This is a genomic window from Arthrobacter sp. HS15c (assembly GCF_040812005.1).
Lineage (GTDB): Bacteria > Actinomycetota > Actinomycetes > Actinomycetales > Micrococcaceae > Arthrobacter.
Genome location: NZ_JBFOHM010000006.1, coordinates 335,495 through 361,006 on the forward strand (window position 1 = coordinate 335,495; position 25,512 = coordinate 361,006).

At 65.4% G+C, this 25,512-nt stretch carries 21 protein-coding genes; 16 read left to right on the forward strand and 5 right to left on the reverse strand.

Annotation, left to right across the window (positions count from 1 at the left end; genetic code table 11):
- Positions 1-38: 38 nt before the first annotated feature.
- Together ABV518_RS12470 and ABV518_RS12475 are read left to right on the forward strand one after the other, a co-directional pair.
- Positions 39-1,229 (forward strand): PLP-dependent aspartate aminotransferase family protein, encoded by a 1,191-nt coding sequence (locus ABV518_RS12470; RefSeq protein ID WP_367767394.1) that lies wholly within the window; start codon positions 39-41, stop codon positions 1,227-1,229.
- A 9-nt stretch (positions 1,230-1,238) separates the two neighbouring features.
- Positions 1,239-1,592 (forward strand): DUF2516 family protein, encoded by a 354-nt coding sequence (locus tag ABV518_RS12475; RefSeq protein ID WP_131133645.1) that lies wholly within the window; start codon positions 1,239-1,241, stop codon positions 1,590-1,592.
- A 1-nt stretch (position 1,593) separates the two neighbouring features.
- Here the strand turns inward: ABV518_RS12475 and ABV518_RS12480 are convergent, their stop codons facing one another.
- Positions 1,594-2,430 (reverse strand): class I SAM-dependent methyltransferase, encoded by an 837-nt coding sequence (locus tag ABV518_RS12480; protein ID WP_367767395.1) that lies wholly within the window; start codon positions 2,428-2,430, stop codon positions 1,594-1,596.
- A 90-nt stretch (positions 2,431-2,520) separates the two neighbouring features.
- Between ABV518_RS12480 and ABV518_RS12485 the strand changes: the two genes are divergently transcribed.
- Positions 2,521-3,267, forward strand: a complete 747-nt coding sequence (locus ABV518_RS12485) for a phosphoglyceromutase (RefSeq protein WP_367767396.1) — start codon at positions 2,521-2,523, stop codon at positions 3,265-3,267.
- A gap of 87 nt (positions 3,268-3,354) precedes the next feature.
- On the opposite strand, the gene phoU is transcribed toward ABV518_RS12485, so the two are convergent.
- On the reverse strand, positions 3,355-4,017 hold the full coding sequence (phoU, locus tag ABV518_RS12490) for a phosphate signaling complex protein PhoU (protein ID WP_131133602.1): 663 nt from the start codon (positions 4,015-4,017) through the stop codon (positions 3,355-3,357).
- Positions 4,018-4,222: 205 nt separating this feature from the next.
- Here phoU and ABV518_RS12495 point away from each other — a divergent pair, with 205 nt between their 5' ends.
- Positions 4,223-5,458, forward strand: a complete 1,236-nt coding sequence (locus ABV518_RS12495; RefSeq protein ID WP_367767422.1) for a sensor histidine kinase — start codon at positions 4,223-4,225, stop codon at positions 5,456-5,458.
- Complete coding sequence (locus tag ABV518_RS12500; protein ID WP_131133603.1) at positions 5,455-6,135, forward strand: response regulator transcription factor; 681 nt, start codon at positions 5,455-5,457, stop codon at positions 6,133-6,135. The genes ABV518_RS12495 and ABV518_RS12500 overlap by 4 nt, the downstream gene beginning before the upstream one ends.
- A 102-nt stretch (positions 6,136-6,237) precedes the next feature.
- Here the strand turns inward: ABV518_RS12500 and ABV518_RS12505 are convergent, their stop codons facing one another.
- Positions 6,238-6,783 carry a hypothetical protein gene (locus ABV518_RS12505; protein WP_131133648.1) on the reverse strand — a complete coding sequence of 182 codons (546 nt, stop codon included), beginning with the start codon at positions 6,781-6,783 and terminating at the stop codon, positions 6,238-6,240.
- A 271-nt stretch (positions 6,784-7,054) separates the two neighbouring features.
- Here ABV518_RS12505 and ABV518_RS12510 point away from each other — a divergent pair, with 271 nt between their 5' ends.
- The 8 genes from ABV518_RS12510 to ABV518_RS12545 all read left to right on the forward strand — a co-directional run bounded on the left by ABV518_RS12510 (position 7,055) and on the right by ABV518_RS12545 (position 14,538).
- Positions 7,055-7,537: a CarD family transcriptional regulator gene (locus ABV518_RS12510; protein ID WP_026266570.1), complete on the forward strand. Its 483-nt coding sequence runs from the start codon at positions 7,055-7,057 to the stop codon at positions 7,535-7,537.
- Positions 7,538-7,634: 97 nt separating this feature from the next.
- Positions 7,635-8,417: a 2-C-methyl-D-erythritol 4-phosphate cytidylyltransferase gene (ispD, locus tag ABV518_RS12515; RefSeq protein WP_367767397.1), complete on the forward strand. Its 783-nt coding sequence runs from the start codon at positions 7,635-7,637 to the stop codon at positions 8,415-8,417.
- A 2-nt stretch (positions 8,418-8,419) separates the two neighbouring features.
- Positions 8,420-8,950, forward strand: coding sequence for a 2-C-methyl-D-erythritol 2,4-cyclodiphosphate synthase (gene ispF / locus ABV518_RS12520; RefSeq protein WP_367767398.1), 531 nt, complete (start codon positions 8,420-8,422; stop codon positions 8,948-8,950).
- Positions 8,947-10,413: a cysteine--tRNA ligase gene (gene cysS, locus ABV518_RS12525; RefSeq protein WP_367767399.1), complete on the forward strand. Its 1,467-nt coding sequence runs from the start codon at positions 8,947-8,949 to the stop codon at positions 10,411-10,413. The genes ispF and cysS overlap by 4 nt, the downstream gene beginning before the upstream one ends.
- Positions 10,414-10,481: 68 nt before the next feature.
- A complete protein-coding gene (gene rlmB / locus ABV518_RS12530) occupies positions 10,482-11,471 on the forward strand; it encodes a 23S rRNA (guanosine(2251)-2'-O)-methyltransferase RlmB (RefSeq protein ID WP_310167208.1) in 990 nt (329 codons plus the stop codon).
- A gap of 99 nt (positions 11,472-11,570) precedes the next feature.
- Complete coding sequence (gene glgX, locus ABV518_RS12535; protein ID WP_367767400.1) at positions 11,571-13,682, forward strand: glycogen debranching protein GlgX; 2,112 nt, start codon at positions 11,571-11,573, stop codon at positions 13,680-13,682.
- Positions 13,683-13,700: 18 nt separating this feature from the next.
- Positions 13,701-14,174, forward strand: a complete 474-nt coding sequence (locus tag ABV518_RS12540) for a ribonuclease domain-containing protein (protein WP_367767401.1) — start codon at positions 13,701-13,703, stop codon at positions 14,172-14,174.
- 7 nt (positions 14,175-14,181) lie between these two features.
- Positions 14,182-14,538 carry a barstar family protein gene (locus tag ABV518_RS12545; protein ID WP_367767402.1) on the forward strand — a complete coding sequence of 119 codons (357 nt, stop codon included), beginning with the start codon at positions 14,182-14,184 and terminating at the stop codon, positions 14,536-14,538.
- A 132-nt stretch (positions 14,539-14,670) separates the two neighbouring features.
- On the opposite strand, the gene glgP is transcribed toward ABV518_RS12545, so the two are convergent.
- Positions 14,671-17,289, reverse strand: coding sequence for an alpha-glucan family phosphorylase (gene glgP, locus ABV518_RS12550; RefSeq protein ID WP_367767403.1), 2,619 nt, complete (start codon positions 17,287-17,289; stop codon positions 14,671-14,673).
- 152 nt (positions 17,290-17,441) lie between these two features.
- Here glgP and ABV518_RS12555 point away from each other — a divergent pair, with 152 nt between their 5' ends.
- Genes ABV518_RS12555 through ABV518_RS12565 form a run of 3 tightly spaced genes read left to right on the forward strand, consistent with a single transcriptional unit; the run spans position 17,442 to position 24,995 of the window.
- Positions 17,442-19,523 (forward strand): alpha-1,4-glucan--maltose-1-phosphate maltosyltransferase, encoded by a 2,082-nt coding sequence (locus tag ABV518_RS12555; protein WP_367767404.1) that lies wholly within the window; start codon positions 17,442-17,444, stop codon positions 19,521-19,523.
- Complete coding sequence (gene treS, locus ABV518_RS12560) at positions 19,520-21,316, forward strand: maltose alpha-D-glucosyltransferase (protein ID WP_367767405.1); 1,797 nt, start codon at positions 19,520-19,522, stop codon at positions 21,314-21,316. Before ABV518_RS12555 ends, treS begins: the two co-directional genes overlap by 4 nt.
- A gap of 1 nt (position 21,317) precedes the next feature.
- Positions 21,318-24,995 carry a 1,4-alpha-glucan branching enzyme gene (locus ABV518_RS12565; RefSeq protein WP_367767406.1) on the forward strand — a complete coding sequence of 1,226 codons (3,678 nt, stop codon included), beginning with the start codon at positions 21,318-21,320 and terminating at the stop codon, positions 24,993-24,995.
- A gap of 328 nt (positions 24,996-25,323) precedes the next feature.
- On the opposite strand, the gene ABV518_RS12570 is transcribed toward ABV518_RS12565, so the two are convergent.
- Positions 25,324-25,512 (reverse strand): hypothetical protein (locus ABV518_RS12570; protein ID WP_367767407.1); only part of this gene is annotated, 189 nt, incomplete at its 5' end.

Consider the following 25,512-nt stretch of genomic DNA (forward strand, 5'->3'; position numbering starts at 1 on the left):
CTTTCTGACGGGGCAGCGCTCCAAAGTACGCTAGCCCCATGAGTCTCACCGAACAGCATGCCGCGTCCCTTTCAGCCGACACGGTGGTTGTCGCCGCAGGCCGGCCTGCACGGCAGCGGGACGAACCGGTGAACCCGCCCATCGTGCTCTCGTCGACCTACTTCGGTACCGGACCGCTCGCCGACGGCGACCGCGGCTACGGCCGGTACGCCAACCCCACCTGGGACCCGTTTGAAGAAGCCCTCGGCCAGCTTGAAGGGTCCCACCTGCCGGGCCTGCTGTACGCGTCCGGACTCGCGGCCGTCAGTTCCGCACTGTCCCTCGTGCCTGCCGGCGGTGTCCTGGTGATGCCGTCGCACAGCTACTCGGGATCCCTGGTGATGGCCGCTGAGCTTGCCCAGAAGGGATTCCTCGAACTCCGGACCGTGGACATCGCAGACACGGACGCAGTACTGGAGCAGATCGCCCCGAAGGGTCCCGACGCCAGGCCGGCCAGCATGCTGTGGCTGGAAAGCCCCACCAACCCCATGCTGGGCATCGCCGACCTTCCCGTCCTCGCCGAGGCCGCCCACCGGGCCGGGGCGATCGTCGTCACCGACAACACGTTCTCCACCCCTTTGGTCCAGCAGCCGCTGGCCCTCGGCTCGGACGTTGTCCTCCACTCGGTGACCAAGTACCTCGCCGGGCACTCCGACGTGGTCCTGGGCGCCCTGGTGACACCCAACCCGGACATCCGATCGGCGCTGCTGCACCACCGCACCATCCATGGGGCAATTGCCGGGCCGTTCGAAGCCTGGCTCGCCCTGCGCGGCCTGCGCACCCTGGCCCTGCGCATCGAACGCTCGCAGGAATCGGCAGCGGTCCTTGCCAACCACCTGGGCACGCACCCGCGGATCGAAAGCATCCATTTCCCCGGGCTTGCCAGTGATCCCGGGCATGAACGGGCGAAGGCCCAGATGAAGGGCTTCGGGTCGATTGTCTGCATCCGGATCGCACCGGTGGGGGACCTCAGCGGCCCCGACGCCGCGGACAAGCTGGTCCGCGCGCTGCAGCTGTGGCTGCCTGCCACGTCCCTGGGCGGCGTGGAGTCCCTGATTGAACGGCGCCGCCGCCACGCAGCCGAACCGGTCAGCGTTCCGGAGAACCTGGTGCGCCTCAGCGTGGGAATCGAAAATGTCGAGGACCTGTGGGCCGATTTGAAGCAGGCGCTGGACTCGCTGGAAGGCTAGGCTGGGATGGTGGACGGTCAACTGATGATTTTTTATGTGGAGCGGGCAGTATTCTTTGTCCTTGCCGTGGTGGCCCTGGGGCTTGAACTCTGGGCCCTGGTTGACTGCGCACGCCACCGGGCGAACGCTTTTGAAGCCACGGGCAAGCGGACCAAGACCTTCTGGCTGGCCCTCACCGGCGGTGCCACCCTTGTGGGCGTCATCTCACTGTTCGGCAGCGGCGGCGGCCTGTTCGGCACCCTGGGACTCTTCGGCCTGGCAGCCGTGGTGGCAGCTTCGGTCTACCTCGCCGATGTGCGCCCCGCCGTGAAGGACGCCGGCCGCGGAGGAAGCCGCAACACAGGCCCCTACGGACCCTGGTGACCTAAACCGACGGCGCCACAGCCTCCCAACCCACCGTCAGCTCACCCAGGCGCCACCGTGAGGGACCGTCCTGGACCGGCCAGCCGCCGTCGAGCAGTGCCTGGCACATGGCGTGCCAGCGCTGCCGGTTTCCGAACGACGCCAGCGGCGCCGACTCCAGCCACGCCCGGTCCATGGCCGCCATCAGGCCGTGGACGCGTTCGCCCGGCACATTCCGGTGGATCAACGCCTTGGGCAGCCGCTCCGCAACCTCCGACGGCAGCGCAAAACTTCCGAACCGCACGGACATGCTCAAGGACAGCGGCCGCTCGCCGTCCAGGGCAATCCACGTCACGCGCCGGCCGATCTCGTCGCAGGTCCCGTCGATGAACAGGCCGCCGGGGGAGAGCCGGCCCTGGACCAGCCGCCAGATTCCCTCCACATCCGCTTCCTCGTATTGGCGCAGCACATTGAAGGCGCGGACCAGGACCGGACGCCCGGGCACGGGCAGTTCGAAGCCGCCCACCTGGAAGCTCAGGCCCGGCTGTTCCAGTGACTTTGCCAGGCGGACCCGCTCGGGTTCGATCTCGATCCCGCACACGCGGACGTCCGGCCGGACAGTGCGCAGGCGTTCAAAAAGTTCGACGGCGGTGGCGGGCGTTGCGCCGTAGCCCAGGTCGACAACCAGGGGATCCGCCGCCCTGCGCAGGCGCCAGGCCTGCGGGCCGGTCAACCAGCGGTCCACGCGCCGCATGCGGTTGGGGTTGGTGGTGCCGCGGGTAATGTTCCCCACCGGTTTGGCGGCCCTGTTCCTGCCGGACATCTGCGGGGCGGCCACCCGTTCAGCTTTTTGAACCACCGCCCAACCCTATCCAACGTGACGCCGCAAACGTGACCCCGTGCTGTAACGCTGGGCGGGCGGCAGCGGCGCTCGGCTAGGATAAAAATCATGACTTACAAGCTGATTCTGCTGCGCCACGGCCACAGCGAATGGAACGCCAAGAACCTGTTCACCGGCTGGGTGGACGTTGACCTCAACGACCAGGGCCGCGAGGAAGCAGCACGCGGCGGCGAGCTCCTGGTTGAGAACGATCTTCTCCCGGATGTCCTCTACACCTCGCTCCTGAAGCGGGCCATCAACACGGCCAACATTTCCCTGGACAAGGCCGACCGCGGCTGGATCCCGGTCAAGCGGGACTGGCGCCTGAACGAACGCCACTACGGCGCCCTCCAGGGCAAGGACAAGGCGCAGACCCTGGCCGAATACGGCGAGGAGCAGTTCATGGAATGGCGCCGGTCCTACGACACCCCGCCGCCGCCCCTGGACGACAGCAGCGAGTTTTCCCAGGCCCACGACCCCCGGTACGCGGACCTCGGCGACGCCCTGCCGCGCACCGAGTGCCTCAAGGATGTCCTGGTCCGCCTGCTTCCTTACTGGGAATCGGACATCAAGGACGACCTCAAGGCCGGCAAGACCGTCCTGGTCACCGCGCACGGCAACTCGCTGCGCGCCCTGGTCAAGCACCTGGACGGCATCAGCGACGACGCCATCGCCAGCCTGAACATCCCCACCGGCATCCCGCTGGTCTACGACCTGGACGAGGACTTCCAGCCGGTGAAGCCGGGCGGCACGTACCTGGATCCGGACGCTGCTGCCGAGGCCATCCTCGCCGTCGCCAACCAGGGCAAGAAGTAGCGCCTGCGCTAACCCAGCACATTACGACGGCGGGCCGGTCACCCCAGGTGACCGGCCCGCCGTCGTTGTTGCTGCAGAACCTCCGGCTCAGCTGTGTTCGGTGCCGTTCGGCTGCCAGGCACCGGTTACGAGGTAGGTGACCTTCTGGGCCACCGAAACGCCGTGGTCCGCGAAACGCTCAAAGTAGCGGCTCGCGAGGGCCACGTCCACGGTGGTGGCGGGGGATTCCTGCCAGTCCGGGCTGGCGATCGCCTTGAACACGCTCAGGTGCAGGTCGTTGATCTCGCTGTTTGCCTTCAGGATGTCGCGGGCCACTTCGAGGTTGCGCGTTTCGAGCAACACCGTCAGTTTCGCTGCGATCAGCTGGTCCAGCTCGGCCAGCTGCTTGAAGGTATCGGTCATCGAGGCCGGGATCACGGTGGAGGGGAACCGCAGACGCGCCAGCTGGGCAATGTGGCGGGCGAGGTCGCCCATCCGCTCCAGGGACGCGCTCATGCGCAGCGAGCCCACCAGCATGCGAAGGTCGCTGGCCACCGGGCCCTGCAGGGCCAGGATGTCGATGGCACGCTCGTCGAGGCTGTTCTGGAGGAAGTCGATGCGGGCGTCGGCTGCGATCACGTCCTGGGCCAAATCAACGTCTGCCACCTGGAAGGACGTTGTGGCCTTTCCGATCGCTTCGCTGACCAGCTGTGAGATCTCCACCAGCTGCTCGCCGACCTGGGCCAGTTCTTCCTGAAAAACCTTACGCACGTTGGCGTCCTTTCCTTGGAACCCCCGCCGGCGCTGTCCGCCGGCGGCAGTTCGTGTCGCCGTTCGGCAGTCCAACTCCATACTCTGCCAGCGGCCGGTGAACGGTTGGAGGTCGGCAGGTGAACGTTAGTTGAACCGTCTCCGCAGGTGGGCCTGATGCGGCAAAACCGCGTTTCCCACAGCATAAGCTGGGAACGTGGATCCTATGCTCATCGGTGTCATCGCAGGCCTCATCGGCCTGTCGTTCGGCACCTTCGGCGTGCTTGCGTTCAGGGTCAGCGAAAAGCAGCGCCAGCTGGTGGACATCGCCGTCGAGGAACTCGCCCTGCCGGCGGGCGCCGCCGAGGTGCTGGCCGTCGTCGGGCGTGCCTTTGTGGTGGTGGACGCCGTCGACGGCGTGGTCAGGGCCAGCCCCGCCGCCTACGCCTATGGCCTGGTCCGTGGCCACACCGTGGTCCACAAGCAGCTGCTGGACATGACGGCGGGTGTCCGCCGCGACGGCGTGATCATCGAGAAGCAGCTGGAGCTGCCCCGTGGCCCGCTTGGCCAGGGGACCATCATTGTGCAGGTGCGTGCAGCCATGCTCGGTGAGGAATACATCCTCCTGCTGGCCGACGACCGGACGGAAATCACCCGGACCGAAGAGATCCGCAACGACTTCGTGGCCAACGTGTCCCATGAACTGAAGACCCCGGTGGGGGCCATCTCCCTCCTGGCCGAGGCGCTTGAGTCCTCGGCGGACGACGAAGAGGCCGTCCGCCGCTTCGCCAAGCGCATGCACAAGGAATCCGGCCGCCTGGCGGCACTGGTGCAGGACATCATTGAACTCTCACGCCTGCAGGGGGCCAGCGTGGCCCAGCAGGGCAGGCCTGTGGACATCAACGCTGTGATCAGCGAAGCCGTTGACCGGTCCCAGCTGCCAGCCGAGAGCAAGAACATCACGATCGTTGTTGGCGGACACGCGGACGGAATGGTCTTCGGCGACCCCGACCTGCTGGTCACGGCCCTGCGCAACCTCATTGACAATGCCATCCGGTACTCGCCGGAGAACACCCGGGTGGGTGTGGGCGTCCGCGCCAAGGAGGGACTGATCGCGATATCGGTCACCGACCAGGGCGAAGGCCTCTCCCCGGAGGACCAGGAACGTGTCTTTGAGCGTTTCTACCGTGTGGACGCGGCCCGCTCCCGCCACACCGGCGGAACAGGCCTCGGGTTGAGCATCGTCAAGCATGTCGTCTCAAACCACGGAGGCGAGGTGACCCTGTGGTCCCAGCCCGGCCACGGCTCGACTTTCACCCTGCGGCTGCCGGAAATGGAGGGGCCCGACGTCGAGGAAGAACCTGCCGCCGGCCCGAAGTCCGCACCGCCCAAGCACCACTCCGCCCGTCAATCCCACGAATCCCGCGCCGCCGGCGCACACGAACAAGGAGCTAGCGCTTGAGCAGGATCTTGATAGTTGAGGACGAGGAGTCGTTCAGCGACCCGCTGTCCTATTTGCTGGGCAAGGAAGGATTCGAAGTGGAGGTCGTCGACAACGGCCTTGACGCCATCACCGAGTTCGACCGCAACGGCGCCGACCTGGTCCTGCTGGACCTGCAGCTCCCGGGCCTGTCCGGAACCGAAGTGTGCCGCCAGCTCCGGCAGCGTTCCGGCGTTCCGGTCATCATGCTGACCGCCAAGGATTCCGAGATCGACAAAGTGGTGGGCCTGGAACTCGGCGCCGACGACTACGTGACCAAGCCGTATTCCTCGCGCGAACTGGTGGCCAGGGTACGGGCGGTGCTCCGCCGCCAGGGTGAGCCGGAAGAACTGATCTCAGCCACGGTGCAGGCCGGACCTGTCCGGATGGACATCGAGCGGCACGTGGTGAGCGTGGGCGGCGAGCAGGTGCTGCTCCCGCTGAAGGAATTTGAACTGCTGGAGATGCTGCTCCGGAACTCGGGGCGGGTGCTGACCCGAGGCCAGCTCATCGACAGGGTGTGGGGATCCGACTATGTGGGCGACACCAAGACTCTCGATGTCCACGTCAAGCGGCTGCGGAGCAAGATCGAGCCGGACCCTTCGGCCCCACGGTTCCTGGTGACGGTTCGGGGCCTCGGCTACAAGTTCGAACCCTAAGCGGCGGCCCGGCAGGCCCTGGCGCCAAACCCGCAACGCAGAAGGAGGGGCTCCCCGCGGGGAGCCCCTCCTTCTGCGTTGCGTTGCGGTCCGCTACGGCGCCTAGTGGGCTGCGGCGGCAGAGGACGTCGACGGCGACGGCGTCGGTGAGCTGGTGCCGGTTGGCTCGCTGCCTGCCGGCACATACTCCTTGTACTCTTCCAGGGTTGCGTCAAGAACAGGAACGTCGATTGTCTTGTTCAAGTTGGTGCCGTTTTCGGTGATCTTGACCGGCACCAGGGAGCCGGCGATGCCGCCGCTGGTGCTGAGGATCGCTTCGTCGGTGGAGTCGTTGAGCAGCGTGTAGGAGTTTGCCTTCACGGATACCTGCGTCTGGGAGCCTTCGGCGCCGTTGACCGTCAGCTTGACGTCCTGCGACGAGGAGTTGTAGACGGCGCCGAGCAGGCGGCCCGGCTTGTCCTCGCCGGCAGAAACAATCATGAAGTTGCGCAGCTGCAAGGGGCCCAGGTCCGCGCGGATGCCATCCGATGCGGAGTACTGGTGAGAAGTCTGCTGGGGGGTGATGTAGCCGCAGCCGGTCACCGTCACCAGGCCGAGGCCCAGGGCAGCTGCCGCCAATGCCAGTTTGCCGCGCTGGGCCCGGTTCATCGCAGTGAAACGCACGTCACGTACTCCTCAAGAGTCTTGGAACATTATTCAGCCCATAGCCTATCCGCAAACCTGCCCAAACGCGGATTCCGGGCGGTCACATTGCCCTTGGCAAGGCCTCTCCGATGCACTATTATCCGCATCCGTCAAGGGGTCCAAGGGGGTCGATTCTGCCCATTTTCCGCGTATTCATGCGGTTCCGGGGCCCTTTCGCGGCCAGTCATATGCCCGAATCGTGATAAACTGGTCTGCGGGAAAGGGGAATGTCCACATGGTATTTGAGGTCGGCGAGACAGTAGTTTACCCTCACCACGGTGCTGCAAAAATTGAAGAAATCAAGATGCGCACCGTCAAGGGCGAAGAGAAAATGTATCTCAAGCTCAAGGTGGCTCAGGGTGATCTGACCATTGAAGTTCCAGCAGAAAACGTTGACCTTGTTGGGGTCCGGGATGTAGTGGGCAAGGAAGGCCTGGAGCACGTATTCGATGTGCTCCGTGCCGAGTTCACTGAAGAACCCACCAACTGGTCACGCAGATACAAGGCAAATCTGGAGAAGCTTGCTTCCGGTGACGTCATCAAGGTGGCAGAGGTCGTCCGCGACCTGTGGCGCCGAGATCACGACCGGGGCCTTTCCGCAGGTGAGAAGCGAATGCTGGCCAAGGCCCGGCAGATTCTGATTTCAGAGTTGGCGCTGGCTGAAAAGACCGACGAAGAGAAGGCTGCCAGCGTTCTCGACGAGGTCCTGGCTTCCTAAGAATTGAACCCCGGCGGCACGCAAGTGCCGCCGGGGTTTCTTTTTGCCCGGATACAGGTCCGGGCGGGGCAGCCTGCGTGGACGTAGGCTAGTCCGCATGAGTGAAACACCCACCCGCCTTGTCACGGCCGTGATCCTGGTGGCCGCAGGCTCAGGGCAGCGGCTTGGCTACGGCATGCCCAAGGCGGCGGTTCCGCTGGGCGGCGAACCGCTTCTGACCCATGCACTGCGCGGCATCGTCGCGTCCGGCATCAGCAGCCAGGTCTGCGTCGCCCTGCCGGCAGGAGACGACGGCCTCCGCCAGCTTTGCGAGGACTTCCGGGAGGAACTGGCCGACGGCGGCCCCATCCTGACCATCGTCGACGGCGGCGCCACCCGGGCTGATTCCGTCCGGGCCGGCATCGCCGCCCTGATGGACGGCATTGAAGCCGTGCTGGTGCACGACGCCGCGCGTGCCCTCACACCCGAATCCGTCTTCCACCGTGTCGCCGATGCCCTGGCTGCGGGCGCCGCAGCGGTGATTCCCGCCGTCGCGGTGGTGGACACTGTCAAAACGGTCGCCGCGACCACGGGAATGGACAGTGCCCTGGCGCCGGAGATCGTCACCGGGACCGCGCCGCGGGAGGAACTCCGTGCGGTGCAGACGCCGCAGGGCTTCCGGCTCAGCACCCTCCTGAAAGCGCATGAGGCCGCCCAGGCCCTGGACGGCAAGCAGTCGGCGGCTGTGACCGACGACGCCATGCTCGTGGAAATGCTCGGTACGCCGGTGTTCGCGGTCCGCGGCTCCACGCAATCCCTGAAAATCACGACGCCCCTTGACCTGATCCTCGCCGAAGGGCTCCTGGAAGGGCCGCTTGGCGCCCGCTGGGTGGAGGGCTGACCATGGGACCGGAGAACATGATCCTGCCGCGCACGGGGATCGGCGTGGACGTCCACGCCTTCGCCGCCGCAGACAAGCCCCGCCCGTTGTGGCTGGGAGGGCTCCATTGGGAGGGTGAGCGTGGCCTGGCCGGCCACTCCGATGCCGACCCCGTGGCGCACGCCGCGGCAGACGCCCTGTTCTCCGCGGCCGGGGTCGGCGACCTTGGAACACACTTCGGCACCGACCGGCCCGAATTCGCCGGCGCCTCCGGTGCCACGCTCCTCGCAGAAGCGGCGCGGATCGTGCGGGCTGCCGGATTCGAGATCGGCAACGTCGCCGTGCAGTTTGTCGGCAACCGGCCCAAGTTCGGGCCGCGGCGGGAAGAATCCCAGCGCGTCCTCAGCGAGGCCGCGGGAGCCCCGGTCAGCGTCACCGCCACCACCAGCGACGGGCTGGGCTTCACCGGGAGGGGTGAGGGAATCTCCGCCGTGGCCACCGCACTGGTGTATCCCACAGCCAACGTGCGCCCGTCGGCTAATCTGGAGCGGTGACCCTGCGCTTTTACGACACAGCATCCGCCGAAGTCCGAGACTTCGTCCCCCTCGAACCGGGCAAGGCGAGCGTCTACTACTGCGGCGCTACCGTCCAGGGGATGCCCCATGTGGGACACATCCGCTCCGCCATCGCGTTTGACCAGCTCACCCGCTGGCTGACGTACCGGGGGTACCGCGTCACGGTGGTCCGGAACGTCACGGACATCGATGACAAGATCCTCGCCAAGTCTGAAGCGTCCTTCGCCCCCGGGTTCCGGCCCGAACCGGGGGAGGTCCGTGAAGAAGAGTGGTGGGCGCTGGCCTACCGCTACGAGCAGGAGTTCCTGAAGGCCTACGACACCCTTGGCGTGTCCAGGCCCACGTACGAACCCCGCGCCACCGGGCATATCCCCGAAATGCATGCCCTTATCCAGCAGCTGATCGACCGTGGCCATGCGTATCCGGCCCTGGACGATTCGGGCGACGTCTATTTCGACGTGCGGTCGTGGGATAAATACGGGTCGCTGACGCGGCAGAACATCGATGACATGCAGGGTGCCCAGGACGCGGATCCGCGCGGCAAGAAAGATGCCAGGGACTTCGCGCTCTGGAAGGGCTCCAAAGAGGGGGAGCCGACGACGGCGAGCTGGGCCTCGCCGTGGGGCGCCGGCCGCCCGGGCTGGCACCTGGAATGCTCCGCCATGGTCACCAAGTACCTCGGCACCGAGTTCGATATCCACGGCGGCGGGCTGGACCTGCGCTTCCCGCACCACGAGAACGAGATGGCCCAGTCCCAGGCGGCCGGCCACGGCTTCGCGAACTTCTGGATGCACAACGGCATGGTCACCTACCAGGGCGAAAAGATGTCCAAGTCCATCGGCAACACGGTCAGCCCCGCCGAGATGCTTGAGCTGGCCCCGCCGCGCGTGGTCCGGTACTACCTGGGCCAGGCGCACTACCGCTCCATACTCGACTACCGCCCCACCTCGCTGGAGGAGGCTGCTGCCGCCGTCGAACGCATTGACGGGTTCCAGGCCAAGGCCGCCGCCCGCCTGGGCACCGACTTCGGCTTCGTGGCAGGCAACTTCGGCCCGTCCACCGAGTCTGTGCAGGCTTTTTCGGACGCCATGGACGACGACCTCAACGTCCCGCGCGCGCTGGCTGCCCTGCACGAGACCGTGCGCGCCGGCAACACCGCCCTGGCCGAGGGCGATGACGAAGCCGCGCGGCATGCACGGAACGCGGTAATGATCATGACCCAGGCCCTGGGGCTCGACGCCGTCGCAAGCTCCGATACCGCGAACACCAAGGAGGCGGCTGCGCTGGGCGTACTCGTTGAGGCCCAGCTCGTGGCCCGCGCCGAGGCCCGGGCAGCCAAAGACTGGGCCGCGTCGGACGCCATTCGGGACACGCTGAAGGCCGCCGGTGTCGCCGTCGAGGACAGTGCCGAAGGCGCCACCTGGAGCCTGCAGCGGGACTGAACCGGCGATTTAACTTGATTCAGTAGACTGGTAAGCAGACTCAGTCAAACAATCAAGGGTGGAACACAATGGCCAACAATGGTCGCCGATCGGTTAAAGCGAAGAAGGGCCCAACCATCGGAACCGGTGGTCATGGCCGCAAGGCTCTTGAAGGCAAGGGTCCCACACCCAAGGCGGAGGACCGCCCGTACCACAAGGCGCACAAGAGCAAGCAGCTGGCTGAACGGTCTGCTGCCAAGCGCGGTACGGGCGCCCGCAGCGCCGGAGCCGCACGCACCGGCCCCAAGGGGCGGGCAACCGAAGAGGTCGTCACGGGCCGCAACTCCGTGGTGGAGGCACTGCGCGCGGGCATCCCCGCCAAGGCACTGCACATCGCCATCCGGATCGAAATGGATGACCGGGTCAAGGAGTCGCTGAAGATCGCGGCCGAGCGTGGCATTCCGCTGCTCGAGACCGGCAAGCCCGAGCTGGACCGCATGACCGACGACGCCGTCCACCAGGGCCTGGTCCTGCAGATCCCGCCCTACGAATACCAGGATGCGTATGACCTGGCCGAGGAAACCGTGGACCGGTGGAAGAAGGGCCACGTGTCCAATGCCCCGCTGTTCGTCGCGCTGGACGGCATCACCGACCCCCGCAACCTTGGCGCGATCATCCGCTCCGTCTCGGCCTTCAGCGGCCACGGCGTCATCGTCCCGGAACGCCGCTCCGTGGGCGTCACGGCCTCGGCCTGGAAGACCAGCGCCGGCGCGGCCGTACGCGTTCCGGTGGCACGCGCAGCCAACCTGAACAGCGCCCTGAAGCAGTTCAAGAACATGGGTATTTTTGTCCTCGGGCTCGACGGCGACGGCGACGTTTCGCTGCCGGACCTTACCCTCGCCACCGAACCCGTATGCATTGTGGTCGGATCCGAAGGCAAGGGCCTCAGCCGCCTGGTCCGGGAAAACTGCGACCAGATCGTCTCCATCCCGATCGATTCCGCCATGGAATCGCTGAACGCCTCCATGGCCGTAGGCATCTCCCTCTACGAGGTCTCCAGGCAGCGGGCCACCAAGTAGAACCGCAGGGCGCGGATGAAGGGTGGCGGCTGGCTTTGCGGGCGGCGTCACATAACCGGAAGCACTGGTGTTTTCACGCCGGCGGCTAATATTTAGGTGATGGTCATGCCGCTTTTCGACACTGCTTCCACCATGGACGCCTCCTCGGCGCTTCCCCTCGGTGTCAGCGTTCCGCGCCCCGATTCCGGGGGCCGACACGCTTCGCAGTCCCGCGCGAACGTGGCCGTGTATGCGCCGGGCGTGGCCAGCCTGGAGATCGCCTACAAGGCGCCAGGCGGCGAATGGCAGCTGAAGGCGCTGCCCAACGTCACCCACGGCGTCCACCACGGAATCGTGGACGGTTTCCCTGTTGGTTCGCGGTATGGCTTCCGGCCGACGTCCAAAGAGGAATCGCTGCCGCTGTCAGTGCCCACCCTTGACCTGGACGACGACGGCGGCCAGCCTCTCTTGCTCGATCCCTACGGCCGGGCCGTGGACCAGCGGGAGGGATTCCTGACGAATGTCAGGATGGCAGCCGATTTTGACTGGGGCAGCGACGCGCGCCCGCGGACCCAATGGCGCAACACGATCATTTACGAGGCACACGTCCGCGGCCAGAGCATGCTGCATCCGGACGTTCCCGAGGAACTCCGCGGCACGTACGCCGGCATGGCGCACCCGGCCATCATCGAGCACCTCAAGAGCCTGGGCATTACGTCCGTCCAGCTGCTTCCGGTCCATTTCCACCTTGACGAACCCCACTTACAGAACCTTGGCCTGACCAACTACTGGGGCTACAACACCGCTGCATTCTTCGCGCCCCAGCCGAGCTACGCCACCAAGGCTGCGCAGGACGCGGGCCCGCAGGCCATCCAGGACGAATTCAAGGGCATGGTCAAGCTCCTCCATGCCGCCGGGGTTGAAGTGATCCTGGACGTTGTCTACAACCACACAGCCGAAGGTGGACCTGACAGGCCTGCACTCAGCTTCCGCGGCCTTGGCGAGGACAAGTACTACCGGACCGACGGCCACGGACGGTACCTGGACACCACCGGCTGCGGCAACAGCCTGAATTTCGGCGAACCCAGGGTGGTGCAGCTGGTGCTGGACTCGCTGCGGTACTGGGTTGATGAATTCCACATCGACGGGTTCCGCTTCGACCTCGCCGTGACGCTCTGCCGGAACGCGGCCAACGAATTCGATCCTCGGCATCCCTTCCTTGTTGCCATCGCGGCGGATCCGGTGTTGTCGGACGTGAAGCTGATCGCCGAGCCGTGGGACGTGGGCTACGGCGGCTGGCAGACCGGGCGCTTCCCCGGCGGCTGGGTGGACTGGAACGACCACTTCCGCGACGGTGTGAGGTCGTTCTGGCTCTCGGACCGCGCCGCCATCGAAGGCGGCGGCCACGGCGGATCCGTGGCCAAGCTCGCGGACGCCCTGTCCGGTTCGGCCGGACTCTTCGAAGGCTCTGGCCGCTCCAGGCTGGCCTCGCTCAATTTCATTACGTCGCACGACGGCTTCACGCTGGCCGACCTCGTCTCCTACGACCGCAAGCACAACGAGGCCAACGGCGAGCAGAACAGGGACGGGCACGGCGATAACCGCAGTTACAACCACGGGTTTGAGGGTCGGACCGAGGACGAGGCAATCCTGGCCGAGCGCGCCCAGTCCCGCCGGAACCTCATGGCCTCGCTGATGATCTCGATGGGCGTGCCCATGATCACCGCCGGGGATGAGCTGGCGCGGACCCAGCAGGGAAACAACAACGCCTACTGCCAGGACAACCCGCTGGCGTGGATCGACTGGACCCGGACGCCCGAGTCGCATGAGATGCTGCGCAGCACCAAGCGGTACGTCCGGCTCCGCAAGGAATTCCTCGCCAGCCAGCCCCACGATTTCCCGGTGCGTGACGAACAGTCCTATCTTTACTGGTTTGACCAGTCGGGTGAGCCGATGTCCATGGACCGCTGGAACGATCCCCAGCACCGGGTCATGCAATTATTGCTTGGCTCCGATGACGGCACCCTGGCCGGCCTGGTGGTGGTCAACGGCAGCACCTCCGACGTGAAGATCACGTTGCCGCAGCTCACCAACGACGACGGAACGCCGCACCGCATGTTCGAATTGAGGCTCACCACCTCGCCGCTGCACGAACTGCGCCAGGGCGGGATCGTCGCATCGGGGGAGACGGACCTCGTCGAGGCCAACTCGATCAACATCTACCGCACCTAGGCCTCCGGGGGACCATAAATGCGCAACCGCCCTGCTGTTGCCCTGGTGCTGTCCGTTCTGGTGGCGGTCGCCCTGCTTGCCTTCGGCTACACCGGACTGTTTGAACCGCTCACGGGAAATCCGACGCCGGGAGCTGCTTCGAGCGCTGCCCCGGCCCCGCCGAACGCCGGATCCGGCCCGGCCGGTGCCGTCGTGGAGAATCCGTCCGGACTGCCGGCTGTCCCCGAATCGGAGCTGCCGGTGGACGCGCGCAAGACCCTGGCGCTGATCCGGGCGGGCGGTCCTTATCGGTACAGCAAGGACAACCAGACCTTCGGGAACCTGGAACGGATCCTGCCGCTGAAGGACAGGGGTTACTACCGGGAGTACACCGTTCCCACACCTGGTGAGTCGGACCGCGGAGCCCGCCGCATCGTTACTGGCTCCGCGGGCGAGAAGTACTACACGGCGGACCACTACGATTCGTTCTCATTCATTGCAGAAGGCAGCTAAGCAACCCATGAAGATCTACTCAGCCGACACCTGGACCCTGGAAGAACTGCAGGAGCAGGTCGCAGACGCCGGCCGCCGCAGCCTGGTGGTGCCGGCAGCAGACAGCAAAAAAGCCGTCCTCGAAACCTTCGGGGTGGTGCTGAACTTCCCGGAGCACTATGGAATCAACCTGGATGCCCTCAACGATTCACTGCACGACTTTGCGGACACCATCACGGACGACGGCCACCTGCCCGTTACGGTTCTCTGGCAGGTGGCCGCGGCTTTCCGGGGTGACAGGGCGTTCGGCATCATCTGCGAGATCCTCCAGGACGCCGAAAGCTACGCAGGCAAAGACCTGAACGTCACGGCAGTGCTGCTCTAACCAACGTCGTCAACCGCCTCGGACGGTTCCGCACAGCAACGCCGGATGTCAGTTATCCGGAAGCGTGCGTCAAAGCGACGAAGGAGCAGCACGCGGAGGATGACTGACATCCGGCGGATATCTGGAAACGGCTCAGGCGTTGACGATCAGCCCCAACTCCGCCTTGGAGGCCAGTGCCTCGTGCCGGGGCAGGACGCGGACGGTGTAGCCGAAGGAGCCGGCCCGGTCGATCAGCAGGGACCCGCTGAACAGGTGGCGGCCGCCGCCGAGGTCCTCCTGTATCTGGAGTTCCATCACCGTGACGTCGGCAAGCGTGTCGTTTTCCTCGGCCCGTCCGTAAGCCACCTCAACCGACACGTCGTCGGGGGACAGGATATGCAGGGCCACGTACGCGTTGACCTGCAGGGTGTCGCCGATCTGCGGGTCTTCGGAGACACCGACGGAGTCCACGTGCTCCACATGGATCAGCGGCCAGGCAGCGCGGACCTGTCCGGTCCAGGCAGCCAGGGCGCGGGCCTGGGCATAGGAGTCCTTGACCGCCCGCCGGCCGGCCTCGGCTGCCGGACGGTACAGGATGTTCACGTAGTCGCGGAGCATCCGGTCAGCCGAAACAGCCGGGCCCAGGTGCGACAGCGTGTGCTTGATCATCGAGACCCAGTGGGTGGGGACCTTTTCCGTGCCCGATTCGGACGGGCCGGCCGCGCCGGCGCTTTCGGACACAGTGTTGCCGTAGAAACGCGGCGCCACCTGGGTTTCCAGCAGTTCATAGAGGGCGGCGGCCTCGATGTCGTCGCGTTCCTCGGGGGACGCACCGTTGTTGGCGGTGGGGATCGCCCAGCCGTTCTCGCCGTCGTACATTTCATCCCACCAGCCATCGAGCACTGAAAGGTTCAGCGAGCCGTTGATGGCGGCCTTCATCCCGGACGTGCCGCAGGCCTCCAACGGCCGCAGGGGATTGTTAAGCCAGACATCGCAGCCGGGAAAAAGCGTCCGGGCCATGGCGATGTCATAGTTCGGCAGGAACGCGATCCGGTGCCGGACCTCAGGATCGTCGGTGAAGCGGACCAGGTCCTGGATCATCTTCTTGCCGGCGTCATCGGCGGGGTGGGACTTGCCGGCAATGACCAGCTGGATCGGGTGGTCCTTGTGCAGCAGCAGTGCCTTGAGCCGGGCCGGTTCGCGCAGCATCAGCGTCAGCCGCTTGTACGTGGGGACGCGGCGTGCAAAGCCGATCGTCAGCACATCCGGATCCAGCACGCTGTCGGTCCAGCCGAGCTCCGCGTCCGCGGCGCCACGCTTCTTCCAGGCGGCGCGGAGGCGGCGCCGGACATCCTCCACCAGCGCCGTCCGCATCGCGCGGCGCAACGCCCAGACATCGGCGTCGCTGACGTTATAGGCAAGGTCCCAGCGGCCGTTGGCCTCAGCCTCCGTGCCGAACTGCTCCCGGGCCAGCTTGGAAATCCGCCCGTCCACCCAGGTGGGCACGTGGACGCCGTTGGTCACCGAGGTAATTGGCACCTCGGAATGGTCGAAGCCCGGCCAGAGGGCCGAGAACATGCCGCGGGACACCTCACCGTGGAGTTTGGCCACTCCGTTGGCCCGCTGCGCGAGCCGGAGGCCCATCACAGCCATGTTGAACACGGACGGGTTACCGTCCGCGTAGTTCTCCCGGCCCAGTTCAAGGATCCTGTCCACCGGGACCGCCGGAGCGAGGCCGGCCTGGAAGAAGTGCTGGATCTGCGAAATTTCGAACCGGTCGATGCCGGCCGGCACCGGGGTGTGAGTGGTGAAGACCGTGGAGGCACGGCCCGCAGCCAGGGCCTCGTCGAAGCTCAGGGCGTCGTCGCCTGCCATCAGTTCCTGGATGCGCTCGATGCCCAGGAATCCCGCATGGCCCTCGTTGGTGTGGAACACCTCGGGGGCATCCCGGCCCGTGAGCCGCTGGTAGGCACGCAGCGCCTTCACGCCGCCCATGCCCAGGAGCAGCTCCTGCTGGAGCCGGTGGTCCCCGCCGCCGCCGTACAGCCGGTCGGTGATCCCGCGGGCGGCGTCGTCGTTGCCCGGAACGTTGGAGTCCAGGAGCAGGAGCGGAACACGTCCGACGTCGGCACGCCAGATGTGTGCCAAGAGCCGCCGGCCGTTGGGGAGCGGCAGGGAGATCTGCAGCGGGCGGCCGTTGCCGTCACGCGACGGTTCGCGCAGCAGGGTCAGGGGGAGTCCGTCGGGGTCCAGCACCGGATACGTCTCCTGCTGCCAGGCATCCCGGGACAGTGACTGCTTGAAGTACCCTGCCTGGTAGAGCAGGCCAACGCCGATCAGCGGCACGCCGAGGTCCGAGGCCGCCTTCAGGTGGTCGCCGGCCAGGATGCCAAGGCCCCCCGAGTACTGGGGCAGCACCTCGGTGATGCCGAACTCGGGCGAAAAGTAGGCAATGGAGGAGGGAGCGCCGTCGCCAAGGCTCTGGTACCAGCGCGGTTCTTCCAGGTACCGGTCGAGGTCCTGCTCGGCGGAGCGGACGCGCTCCACCACTGACTGGTCAGCTGCCAGGACCTGGAACTCCTCCCGGCTGACGAGGCCCAGGAAGCTCACCGGATCCTGGCCGCTCTCCTCCCAGACACGGGGGTTCAAAGCCGCGAAAAGTTCGCGGGTGGGCCGGTGCCAGGACCAGCGCAGGTTGGTCGCCAACCGGGCCAGCGGCCTGATCGGTTCCGGGAGAACGGTTCGGACGGTAAATCTGCGGATTGCCTTCACCTGCGCCACACTAACCGACAACATGGGCGGCTGGAACCGGTTTAGCTTTCTTTTAGGTAAATGACAGATGAGGCCCCGGAAAAGACGAATCACCGCCGGGAAAAAGTGCGTGGCCTTAGCAATCTCGGTGATTTCTCGCTAACGTCGAGCATGTGACGACTAAATCAGGAACCAGTGCAGCAGCAAAGCAAAAGCCGAAGGGCCGAATCACTGACGGCCTGCGGTTTGGCCGTTTTCCCATCACCGCGGTGCAGCCGGTGGTGGAGGGTGGAAAGTTTCCCGCCAAGGCATTGCCGGGCGAGGGAATTGTGGTCGGAGCCACCGCATTCCGCGAAGGACATGACCAGCTCGGCGTCAGCGCCGTCCTCCTGGACCCCAAGGGAAAGGAACGCCAGCGCGTCAGGCTTGCCCCCCCGCGTGGGGAACGCGGACTGGGGACCGACCGCTGGGAAGGCATCATCACGCCGTCGGGCACGGGAAACTGGACGTTCCTCATTGAAGCCTGGCACGACCGCTACGGGACGTGGCACCATAATGCCGAAGTGAAGGTGGCCGCCGGGATCGACGTCGAGCTGATGCTGGCAGAAGGCTCAGCACTGCTGTCGGACGCCGCCGCCGACGCCACCCGGAACGCGTCGGACCGGCGCACCCTGCGACTGGCTGCTTCCATTTTGGCCAACACAGCCCTCACGGACGAGGAACGCCTCGGCGCCGGATTCGGCCCCGACGTTGCCGACGTTGTGCAGCGCCAGCCGATCCGTGAACTGATCGCCGCCTCCGAGCAATACCCGCTCTTTGTCGAACGCGACCTCGCAGGACGCGGTGCCTGGTATGAGTTCTTCCCCCGGTCCGAGGGGGCGGTCAAGGACCACTCCACGGGTGCCTGGACCTCGGGTAACTTCCGGACGGCAGCCAAGCGGCTGGACGCGGTGGCTGCCATGGGCTTCGATGTCCTCTACATGCCGCCGATCCATCCCATCGGCGTGCAGCACCGCAAGGGACCCAACAACACGCTGATCGCCGGCCCCCACGATCCCGGCTCGCCCTGGGCCATCGGCGCCAAGGAAGGCGGCCACGACGCCATCCACCCGGACCTGGGCACTTTCGAGGACTTCGACGCCTTCGTGGCCCGGGCGAACGAGCTGGGGCTGGAAGTGGCGCTGGACCTGGCCCTCCAGGCGGCACCGGACCACCCCTGGGTGGAGACTAATCCGGAATGGTTTACCACCCGCGTTGACGGCAGCATCGCCTACGCGGAAAACCCGCCCAAAAAATACCAGGATATTTATCCGCTGAATTTCGACAATGATCCGGAGGGCCTCTCAAAGGAAATCCTCCGGATTGTCCTGTTGTGGGTCAGCCACGGTGTGCGGATTTTCCGGGTGGATAATCCGCACACCAAGCCCGTCTGGTTCTGGGAATGGCTCATTGCGCAGGTCAACAAAAAAGCCCCCGGAGTTGTGTTCCTCGCCGAGGCCTTCACCCGACCAGCCATGATGCACGCGCTGGGCCGGGCCGGATTCCAGCAGTCCTACACCTACTTCACATGGAGGAACACGAAGAAGGAACTTGAAACCTACTTCCACGAAGTCAGCCATGAGTCCGCTGCCTTCTTCCGCCCCAACTTTTTCGTCAACACCCCGGACATCCTGACCGAGTACCTCCAGTTCGGCGGACCGGCCGCTTTCAAGATCCGTGCCGCCCTGGCGTCCACTGCCAGCCCGCTGTGGGGTGTCTACGCCGGCTACGAACTGTACGAACATGTGGCCCGCCCCGGCGCGGAAGAGTACATCGACAACGAAAAGTTCGAGTTCAAGGCCCGCGACTGGGACGCTGCTGCTGAATCCGGCCGCACGCTGGCGCCGTACATCACCCGGCTTAACGGCATCCGGCATGCACATCCGGCCCTGCAGGACCTGCAGAACCTGACGGTGCACCACAGCACTGACGACGCCACGGTGGTGTACTCCAAGCACAAGACCCTGCCTGACGGCACCAAGGACACCATCATCGTGGTGGTCAGCGTTGATCCGCACGGCACCCGGGAAAGCACCGTCTCCCTTGACCTGGCCGCCCTGGAACTCGACCCCGAGGACCTGTCACCCAACGGTGGCTTCACGGTGGATGACCTGATTTCCGGCGAAAGCTGGGAGTGGGGCGAATACAACTACGTCCGCCTGGATTCGCACGTCGAACCCGCCCACATCCTGAGCGTGAGGAGAATGCCTAAGTGAGTTTCAACCCGCAAAGCTCTGGCCAGCATTTCACCCCTAAGAGCACGTTCGAACTGAACGCGCCAGGACTTCAGCATGACCCGTTGTGGTACCGGAAGGCCGTCTTCTATGAGGTGCTGGTCAGGGCCTTCGCGGATGCGAACGGGGACGGCTCCGGCGACTTCCACGGGCTGATCGACAGGCTCGACTACCTGCAGTGGCTTGGCGTGGACTGCCTGTGGCTGCCGCCGTTCTTCCAGTCCCCGCTCCGTGATGGCGGGTACGACATCTCGGACTACAACTCCGTGCTGGACGAGTTCGGCACCATCAGCGACTTCAAGCGGCTCGTGGCGGAGGCGCATGCCCGCGGCGTCCGGGTCATCATCGACCTCCCGCTCAACCACACCTCGGACCAGCACCCGTGGTTCCAGGAATCACGCAAGGATCCCGACGGCCCGTTCGGCGACTTCTACGTCTGGAGCGATACCGACGAAAAGTACCAGGACGCGCGCATCATCTTTGTGGACACCGAGGAATCCAACTGGACCTTCGATCCCATCCGGCGGCAGTTCTTCTGGCACCGCTTTTTCAGCCACCAGCCCGACCTGAACTTCGAAAACCCCAAGGTCATTGACGCGCTCTTCGACGTTGTCCGGTTCTGGCTGGACCAGGGCATCGACGGGTTCCGGGCCGACGCCATTCCCTACCTCTTCGAAGAGGAAGGGACCAACTGCGAGAACCTCCCCGCCACGCACGATTTCCTGCGGAAGCTGCGGACCATGGTCGACGAGAGCTACCCCGGCCGGGTGATCATCGCGGAGGCGAACCAGCCACCCAACGAGGTGGTGGAGTACTTCGGCACGGAGGAGGAGCCCGAATGCCACATGGCCTTCCACTTCCCCATCATGCCCCGCCTGTACTACGCGCTCCGCGACCAGAAGGCCGCGCCCATCATCGAGACCATGCACGACACCCCGGAGATCCCGGAGGGGGCCCAGTGGGGTACCTTCCTGCGCAACCACGATGAGCTGACCCTGGAAATGGTCACCGCCGATGAACGCGCCGCGATGCTCGGCTGGTACGCACCTGACCCGCGCATGCGGGCAAACATCGGCATCCGGCGCCGGCTGGCGCCGTTGCTGGACAACTCCAGGGCCGAGATTGAACTGATCAACGCGCTCCTGTTGTCCCTGCCGGGCAGCCCGTTCCTGTACTACGGCGACGAGATCGGCATGGGGGACAACATCTGGCTGGAGGACCGGGATGCGGTCCGCACGCCCATGCAGTGGAACCCGGACCGCAACGCCGGATTCTCCAACGCCGACCCCGGGAAACTGTACCTACCGGTGATCCAGTCGCTTGTGTATAACTACAGCATGGCCAACGTCGAGGCGGAGGCGGCCCACTCGGGGTCCCTGCTCCGCTGGACCCGGCAGATCCTCAGCGTCCGCAAGAACCACCCCGCTTTCGGGCTGGGCGCGTTCAAGCACGTGGAGGCTGACCATGATGCCGTGGTGGCCTACCTTCGGGAACTCTCGGATGACAACACCGCAGGGGAGGTCGGCGAAACGATCCTCTGCGCCTTCAACCTTTCCCAGCACCCCGTGGCGGCAAAACTCCGTGTTCCGCAGTTCGCGGGCCGCGGACTCCGCGACGTCTTCGGCGGGCAGCCGTTCCCCGGAATCGACGGGGACGGCACGCTGACGCTGACCCTGGGCAGCCACGATTTCTTCTGGCTGCGGATCCGTTCGGCGGCTTCCAACCCGGCGTCCCCCTATACACAAGCGCTCCCGATCCTGTCCATCGAGAACTGATATGGGCGAGCCGATCCTCACTCCGGCCCTGGCCGCGCTGCTGCGGGAATGGCTCCCGAGCCAGCGCTGGTTCCCGGTCAAGACAGCCGATTTCTCCCTCGAACAGGTGGGCGGCCTGGGCCTGGCCGACAGGTCACCGATGGCCCGGCTGGAGGTCTTTCTCCTGGCGGTCACGTCGGCGACGGCCGACGGCGGCCAGCGGACCGACGTTGTCCAGGTTCCGCTGAGCCGGCGTGCGGGGCCGGCCGGCGAACTTGAACGTGCCCTCGTTGGCCAGGACGCCGCGGATTCCGAGTGGCCCTGGGTCTACGACGCCGTGCACGATCCCGACTTTGTCGCCGCCTGGCTGGAACTGATCCGCAACGCCGGTACAGCCGGTGCCGCGGCCGTGGGCGGCTACCGTTCGCCGTCGGAATACCGCCTGCCTACCGCGCACGGTGTGGTGAAGGTGTTGTCCGGTGAGCAGTCCAACAGTTCAGTCATAGTCGACGACGGCGAGTCGGCGGCGATCGTGAAGTTCTTCCGTGTGCTGTCCCAGGGGACAAACCCCGAAGTCGAGGTAGGTGCGGCGCTGACCGCCGCCGGCACCTCCGAGGTCCCGGCCACCCTTGGCTGGGTCCGCGGCGAGTGGCGTGTTCCCGACGGAGGCCACACTGGCGCCCTTGCCGGAGGTGAACTTGCCGTGGCGCATGAGTTCCTGGACGGTGGACGCGACGCGTGGCGCCTCGCGGTGGATGCGGCCCGCACGGGAGCGGATTTCACCGCAGAAGCACGCGCACTCGGTGCTGCCACGGCAACGGTCCACCGCCGCCTCGCCGGGGCGCTGGGCGTGTCCGAGGAAGCAGTCCCTGGAGAGGTCATTGCTCCCGGAGTAGCCCAGCGGGTACGGCAGACATGGGCTGAGGCCGGCGCCGCCGTCGGGCCTTACGATCATGAGCTCGGCGCCCTGCTCAGCGCGCTCGACGGCGTCCCTGCCGGTCCGCTGCAGCGGATCCACGGGGACCTCCACCTTGGGCAGATCCTCCAGGTGCCCGGACGCGGCGCCGAACCGGCGCGCTGGGCGATCCTGGACTTCGAAGGCGAACCATTGCGGCCGATCGCCGAGCGCAATTTTCCGGACGTCCCGCTGCGCGATGTGGTGGGTATGCTGCGCTCGTTCGACTATGCCGCGGGAGCCGCGGAACGCGAGCAGGAGGGTGCCCGGGTCCCGGAATCGTGGGTCGATGACTGCGCCGAGGCATTCCTCACGGGGTACACGAAGGTCACACCCGGCACGATCGACCGACACTCGCCCCTGTTTGTGGCATTGTGGCTGGACAAAGCGCTGTATGAAGTTGTTTATGAATTGCGGAACAGGCCCGACTGGCTGGCGATTCCAGTCAACGCATCCAGGCGGCTGCTCAGCGGTAAAGGCTCCGGCGATCAGGCCGGAGCGGCATCGGAAGGTAACAAAATGACAGGCTCAGCACGTACCGATCGGCCCCGTGTGCCGCTGCATGTGGACCCGGACACCCTCGGCAGGGTAGCGAACGGGGAGCACCATGCGCCGCACTCCATCCTTGGTGCGCACCTCGATGACCACGGGCACGTGACAGTGCGCACGATCAAGCACCTGGCTGAAGCCGTGTCGGTCGTGACGGCATCCGGTACGGAGCCCATGACCCACGAGGCCCATGGCGTGTGGGTTGCCGTCCTCGAACCGGAACAGCCGGGCCATGTGCCGGACTACCGGCTGGAGGTCACCTACCCGGGCGCCACGCCGCTCACTGTGGACGAACCGTACCGGTACCTGCCTACCGTGGGGGAAGTCGACCTGCACCTCATCGGTGAGGGCCGGCACGAGAAACTGTGGGAAGTATTGGGCGCCCATGTCCAGCACTACAAGTCCTCGCTGGGGGATGTTGACGGTGTGTCCTTTGCCGTATGGGCACCGAACGCCCAGGCAGTCCGGGTCAAGGGCGACTTCAACGCCTGGGACGGCCGCGAAAACTCCCTGCGGTCCCTGGGTTCCTCCGGCGTCTGGGAAGTGTTCCTGCCCGGCGTTTTAGCAGGGGCGTGCTACAAATTTGAGATCAAGACGAAAGCCGGGCACTGGGTCGAAAAGGCCGATCCATTGGCTTTCGGCACCGAAGTCCCGCCGCTGACGGCCTCCCGCGTGGTGGAACCGTCCTACGCGTTCAAGGACGCCGAATGGATGGAGGCACGCGCCCTGCGGGACCCGCACAATTCGCCCATGAGCGTCTACGAAGTCCACCTCGGCTCCTGGCGGCTTGGCCTGGGCTACCGTGAGCTGGCCAAGGAGCTGGTGGAGTACGTCAAATGGCTGGGGTTCACCCACGTCGAATTCATGCCCGTGGCTGAGCACCCGTTCGGCGGGTCCTGGGGGTACCAGGTCACGTCCTACTTCGCTCCCACCTCACGCTTCGGTCACCCCGATGAATTCCGGTTCCTGGTGGATACGCTGCACCAGGAGGGCATCGGCGTCCTGTTGGACTGGGTTCCGGCTCACTTCCCCAAGGACGCCTGGGCACTCGCCCAGTTCGATGGCGAACCCCTCTACGAGCACGCCGACCCCAACTTGGGCGAGCACCCCGACTGGGGAACGCTGATCTTCGATTTCGGCCGTACCGAGGTACGGAACTTCCTGGTGGCCAACGCGCTGTACTGGCTGGACGAGTTCCACATCGACGGCCTTCGCGTGGATGCCGTCGCTTCCATGCTGTACCTGGACTACTCCCGCGAAGACGGCCAGTGGTCGCCCAACCGCTTTGGCGGCCGGGAAAACCTTGAGGCCATCTCGTTCCTGCAGGAAGTCAACGCCACGGTGTACAAGACCCACCCCGGTGCAGTCATGATCGCCGAGGAATCCACGGCATTCCCTGGCGTGACCGCGCCGACCAGCCACAGCGGCCTCGGCTTCGGGCTGAAGTGGAACATGGGCTGGATGCACGACTCACTGAAGTACGCCTCCGAAGACCCGGTAAACCGCAAATGGCACCACGGGACGGTCACGTTCTCGCTGGTGTACGCCTTCACTGAGAACTTCCTCCTGCCCATCAGCCACGACGAGGTTGTGCACGGTAAGGGCTCCATGCTGCGCAAGATGCCGGGGGACCGGTGGCAGCAGCTCGCGAACCTGCGTGCATTCCTCGCCTACCAGTGGGCGCATCCGGGCAAGCAGCTCATCTTCATGGGTACCGAGTTCGGCCAGGAGGCCGAATGGTCTGAACAGCATGGCCTGGACTGGTGGCTTGCCGACATTCCGGCGCACCGCGGCGTGCAACTGCTGACCAAGGACCTGAATGAGCTGTACAGCTCAACGCCGCCCCTCTACGAGAGGGACAACGAGCCGGGCGGGTTCCAATGGATCAACGGTGGAGACGCGGACCGCAATGTCCTGACCTTCGTCCGATGGGACAAAGACGCCAATCCGCTGGTTGTCGCCATCAACTTCTCCGGCGGCCCGCATGTGGGCTTCACCCTTGGCGTGCCTGCCGTGGGCGCGTGGACGGAAGTGCTGAACACGGATGCTGCGGCCTATGGCGGTTCAGGTGTCCTCAATGCTGGTGAGCTGATTGCCCTGGACGAGGGGCTTGACGGCCAGCCGGCATCGCTGACGGTAACGTTGCCGCCCCTGGGTGCGGCGTACTTCAAGCCCGTTCCGCCAGCGGCCGGCTGACCGTTTGGTTGTGAACCGGCTCTCCTAACTGCGCGGCCGAAAGCCCGGAATTCCTTGGGATTCCGGGCTTTTTGCTGCGTCAGGGGAGGGGCTGCAGGGGACTGTCTGGGGCATGGTTGGCCATCGCGGCAAAGTGGTGGTAGAGTTTGTTTCCGCGCTGCTCCACGGAGTCAGACCGAAAAAACCGACACGAAAGCCTCAGGGTGATGAAGGTCGCGGACGCCGGTTTGACAAGACTGAGGCAAGCGGGTAAGTTTGAGAGGTTGCTCCGGAGCGATCCACGGCCGTTTGGTTGTGGTGGTGCCGGGTGTGTCTGTTGTTTGAGAACTCAATAGTGTGCCAAGTTTGTTGATACCAATTTATTGTATTGAATTGGTTGAATTGACCAGGTTATGCCACCCCGTGGTGTGGTCTGGTTTTTACAGCTGGTTTCAAATTTTGCAGTGTGTGTTTCCCGTTTTCCCGGGGGCGCATGTTGTGTCTGTTTTTGTTTTACTTCAACGGAGAGTTTGATCCT

Excerpts from the sequence above, each read along its gene's own strand:
- ABV518_RS12565 (WP_367767406.1), top strand. The coding sequence starts at position 21,318 with ATGGGCGAGCCGATCCTCACTCCGGCCCTGGCCGCGCTGCTGCGGGAA.
- rlmB (WP_310167208.1), top strand. The coding sequence starts at position 10,482 with ATGGCCAACAATGGTCGCCGATCGGTTAAAGCGAAGAAGGGCCCAACC.
- ispD (WP_367767397.1), top strand. The coding sequence starts at position 7,635 with ATGAGTGAAACACCCACCCGCCTTGTCACGGCCGTGATCCTGGTGGCC.
- ABV518_RS12505 (WP_131133648.1), bottom strand. The coding sequence starts at position 6,783 with ATGAACCGGGCCCAGCGCGGCAAACTGGCATTGGCGGCAGCTGCCCTG.
- glgX (WP_367767400.1), top strand. The coding sequence starts at position 11,571 with ATGGTCATGCCGCTTTTCGACACTGCTTCCACCATGGACGCCTCCTCG.
- ispF (WP_367767398.1), top strand. The coding sequence starts at position 8,420 with ATGGGACCGGAGAACATGATCCTGCCGCGCACGGGGATCGGCGTGGAC.
- ABV518_RS12510 (WP_026266570.1), top strand. The coding sequence starts at position 7,055 with ATGGTATTTGAGGTCGGCGAGACAGTAGTTTACCCTCACCACGGTGCT.
- ABV518_RS12485 (WP_367767396.1), top strand. The coding sequence starts at position 2,521 with ATGACTTACAAGCTGATTCTGCTGCGCCACGGCCACAGCGAATGGAAC.
- ABV518_RS12495 (WP_367767422.1), top strand. The coding sequence starts at position 4,223 with ATGCTCATCGGTGTCATCGCAGGCCTCATCGGCCTGTCGTTCGGCACC.
- ABV518_RS12545 (WP_367767402.1), top strand. The coding sequence starts at position 14,182 with ATGAAGATCTACTCAGCCGACACCTGGACCCTGGAAGAACTGCAGGAG.
- ABV518_RS12470 (WP_367767394.1), top strand. The coding sequence starts at position 39 with ATGAGTCTCACCGAACAGCATGCCGCGTCCCTTTCAGCCGACACGGTG.
- ABV518_RS12540 (WP_367767401.1), top strand. The coding sequence starts at position 13,701 with ATGCGCAACCGCCCTGCTGTTGCCCTGGTGCTGTCCGTTCTGGTGGCG.